The sequence below is a fragment of the Solemya elarraichensis gill symbiont genome (assembly GCF_002021095.1).
Taxonomy (GTDB): Bacteria; Pseudomonadota; Gammaproteobacteria; order Chromatiales; family Chromatiaceae.
The window spans coordinates 1-3,501 of the sequence record NZ_MPRK01000189.1 but is presented as its reverse complement, the minus strand read 5'-3'; the positions used below and the strand labels follow the sequence as shown (position 1 = coordinate 3,501).

Below are 3,501 nucleotides of genomic sequence, written 5' to 3'. Positions count from 1 at the left end.
ACGCAGGGCGTCCGGGGCAATAAAGGCTGTCGAAGATCGAGTGTAAAAGGGCGACTTGGATGTCCCGTTTTACATCACGAGATCAAAGACACGCTTGCTATCCCTCACTCTCCGCCTGTTTTTTTCGTGTATAGACCGTGCAAGGATACGCAGAACTATATGAACCTATGGCGCATTTTGGACGCCGCAGGCGCCCCCGGTTTAGCTGCACCTGTAGCTGCTGGACGTGGGTGAAAAGGGTGTTTATACTTCCTTTACGTGATATCTATGGTATAGGCACCGTTGGTTCGTGCGTTAGACAAAAGTGGTTGAACACGCTCAGGGACGGAAATGGTTTTAAAAAAGGGAAAAGGTTAAAAAATAAGCAAATAACGTGAAATTCGACAAACTTCGCCGTTATTTAGTGACCGTGAATGATGGCCGGAGTACATTGTGCGGCTGCTATAGGTCCTCCAGCGGTTGAACATGAAATGTATAACGGGTATTAGACGTTGAATAAACACAAGCAAAAACCCGCAATCCCCAGGCAATCAACCAATGTTGAGCCATATGAGAATGCCCGCGAATTGAGTGTGTTGCGCCGCCAGCGCCATGTCATGATTGTCGATGACGAATCGACTGGCCGCACCATTCTTGAAATGGTTATCCAGAAAATTGATAGCGATCTTCAGGTATCGGGCTTCAGTTCAGCGAGCAAGGCGCTGGACTGGCTCAAGACCAACCCGGTGGATCTCATCATCACCGACTATCGTATGCCGGAGATCAATGGAGTAGAGTTCATCAAGAGGGTACGTCGTATGCCGGATTACGAATCCGTGCCCATCATGATGATTACTGTCGTCAGTGAAAAATCCGTTCGTTATGAGGCCCTGGATGCAGGTGCCACCGCATTCCTGACTCGGCCAATCGACCAGATTGAATGCCGTACCAGTTGTCGTAACCTGCTTAAGATGCAGGAGCAGCAGTCGATCATTCGTGACAAGGCCGACTGGTTGGCGCGCCAGGTTGACGTTGCGACCCAGCAACTCGTGTCACGTGAACACGAAACCCTGCTCAGGCTCGGTCTGGCGGGTGAATACCGCGATTCAGATACCGGCAATCATGTACTGCGCATGGCCAAATACTCAAGAGCCATAGCCGAAGAGTTGGGCATTACGCAAATTGAATGTGATGACATCGAATATGCGGCACCGATGCATGATATCGGCAAAATCGGTATCCCTGATCATATTCTGCTCAAGACGGGTAAGCTGACCTCAAGCGAATGGGAAATAATGAAGCAGCATACCGTTTTTGGCCATAATATCCTGAGCAACAGCCAGTCGCGTTACATTCAGTTGGGATCGATCATCGCGCTTAATCATCATGAAAAGTTCGATGGTAGCGGTTATCCGAGTGGCTTAAAGGGGGCAGGAAATTCCGCTAGAGGCGCGCATCGTGGCGGTAGCCGATGTGTTCGACGCACTGGCGACCAAACGACCATACAAAGAAGCCTGGACAGATGAAAAAGCGCTGGCGATGCTTGAAAATGAATCGGGCAAGCATTTTGATCCGGAATGCGTGAAAGCTTTCTTTAACCGGCTGGACAACATATTCCAGATTCGTTCTGATTTAAAGGACGATTGATCCCACTACTGGATATGGAATCTCAAGGCAAAGCACATCGCATAAAAGTTCTGACCAGATGGATTTCCAGTCGGCTGCGTAAAACGGGAGATACGGAACCCGAACAGGCGATAAAACTACGGCTAACTATTGGTATTATCCTGTTGGCCTACTTTTGTATCCCCTGGAACTCGCAACTCGGCTTTTGGCAACATCTGCAAACCCTGCCTTCACTGATTACATTAGGCTACTACACCGGCGCGCTACTAATCGCTGGTGCTATTTTGTATCGCCCCAAACGTTCACCGATACGGCGGGTAGCGGGTATTTTTCTCGACTTGGTGTCGTTGTCAATTGTGATGTACCTGGCCGGTGGTTATAGCGTTCCGTTGTTCGTTCTCTACCTGTGGGTCATCCTCGGTAATGGTTTTCGCTACGGAACCCGCTACGTTTATATTGCGCATGTGGTCAGCCTGGCCGGTTTTGTCCCGGCCATTATGTACGGCGAGTACTGGCAGCAAAACTATCAGATTGCAATCAGCTTGTTGCTCATGCTGATTCTATTACCGCTGTATTCAGCGTTCCTGCTTAAGAAATTGCATCATGCGATCGATGAGGCCAAGCAGGCCAATCAGTACAAGAGCCGCTTTCTCGCCAATATGTCGCATGAATTGCGCACACCGTTGAATGGTGTGATTGGGATGGGCGAGTTACTGCGCGAGACCAGCCTGACGTTTGACCAGCACGAATTAGTCAACTGCATGCACAACTCGGCGACCACGCTGCTCGAATTGATTGAAAACATCCTCGATATTTCCAAGATCGAGGCGGGCAAACTGGTGATTGATTCGCAGCCTTTTGACCTCCATGCACTGATTACCTCGGTCCGTTACATGCTCGCGCCGATGGGCGAGAAAAAGGGTTTGCATCTCTCCTGCACGATTGACCCGGATACCCCGTTTCAGTTGATTGGGGATCAACCACACCTGCGCCAGGTGATGATCAACCTGATCAATAACTCCATCAAGTTCACCGACCAGGGAACCGTGAATTTGCATGTTTTTCCGTGCGGTGATAGCGACAAGAAACCACGTATTCGGTTTGAAGTTGTCGATACCGGGATCGGCATCGACAAATCCATGCAGCAAAAGATTTTCGAGGATTTTACTCAAGCCGAGGGGGCTGGCAGTCGCAGTGTTGGTGGCACCGGCTTGGGCACGACGATTTGTCGGGATCTGGTTGAACTGATGGGTGGAGAAATTGGTCTTGAGAGTACGCTTGGCGAAGGCTCCACATTTTGGTTCGAATTGCCCTTTGATATCATGCCGCAACGTGAACAGGAGCTGTCAAGCAATCGAGTGCTGCTTCTGAGTAGCGAGGAATGTGCGTCCATAATCCGGCCATCACTGAAGGACTGGTCGATTGAATTCGATTGGGTGAAATCCGCAGCCCGCGCGTTTTCACTGCTGGTTAATTCGATCGAGGAAAAAAATCCTTACAGGATTCTGATTGTCGCTCAGGCAGTCATGCACGATCTCAATCCCACTCAGTTAGCCAAACAGATTAGCTCAGAACGCGAGCTCGAGCATCTTTCGATGATTTTGGTCAATTCTTCGGATTCGATGATCGAAAGCAACCAGGCCAATCAATACTACATATCCACACTTGAATCACCGGACGACAAGCGTTTGCTTTATAACTCGATTCATGCCGCGCAAAGCCTGAGCTTCGAGGATAGCAATATCGTAACCCTGGCGGAGTACTATGCACGGCAGGGCAGCGGCAAGAACCTCAATATCCTGGTTGCCGAGGATAACAAGGTCAATCAGCAGGTGCTTGAAGGAATTCTGAGAATCGCAGGCCATCAGGTACAAATTGCCGCAACCGGAGAAAAGG

Annotated in this window: 3 protein-coding genes; all 3 read left to right on the top strand. The window is 49.7% G+C overall.

Annotated features, from left to right (window positions below):
- The first annotated feature begins 491 nt into the window (after positions 1–491).
- The gene (locus tag BOW51_RS08745; RefSeq protein ID WP_245828642.1) at positions 492–1,505 is read left to right on the top strand and encodes a response regulator; all 1,014 of its coding nucleotides are present in this window, start codon (positions 492–494) and stop codon (positions 1,503–1,505) included.
- Entirely contained in the window at positions 1,438–1,626 is a 189-nt protein-coding gene (locus tag BOW51_RS11700; RefSeq protein WP_503167674.1) for an HD-GYP domain-containing protein, read from the top strand. The genes BOW51_RS08745 and BOW51_RS11700 overlap by 68 nt, the downstream gene beginning before the upstream one ends.
- A 14-nt stretch (positions 1,627–1,640) precedes the next feature.
- On the top strand, positions 1,641–3,501 hold a 1,861-nt coding region (locus BOW51_RS08740; RefSeq protein ID WP_135568182.1), incomplete at its 3' end, for an ATP-binding protein.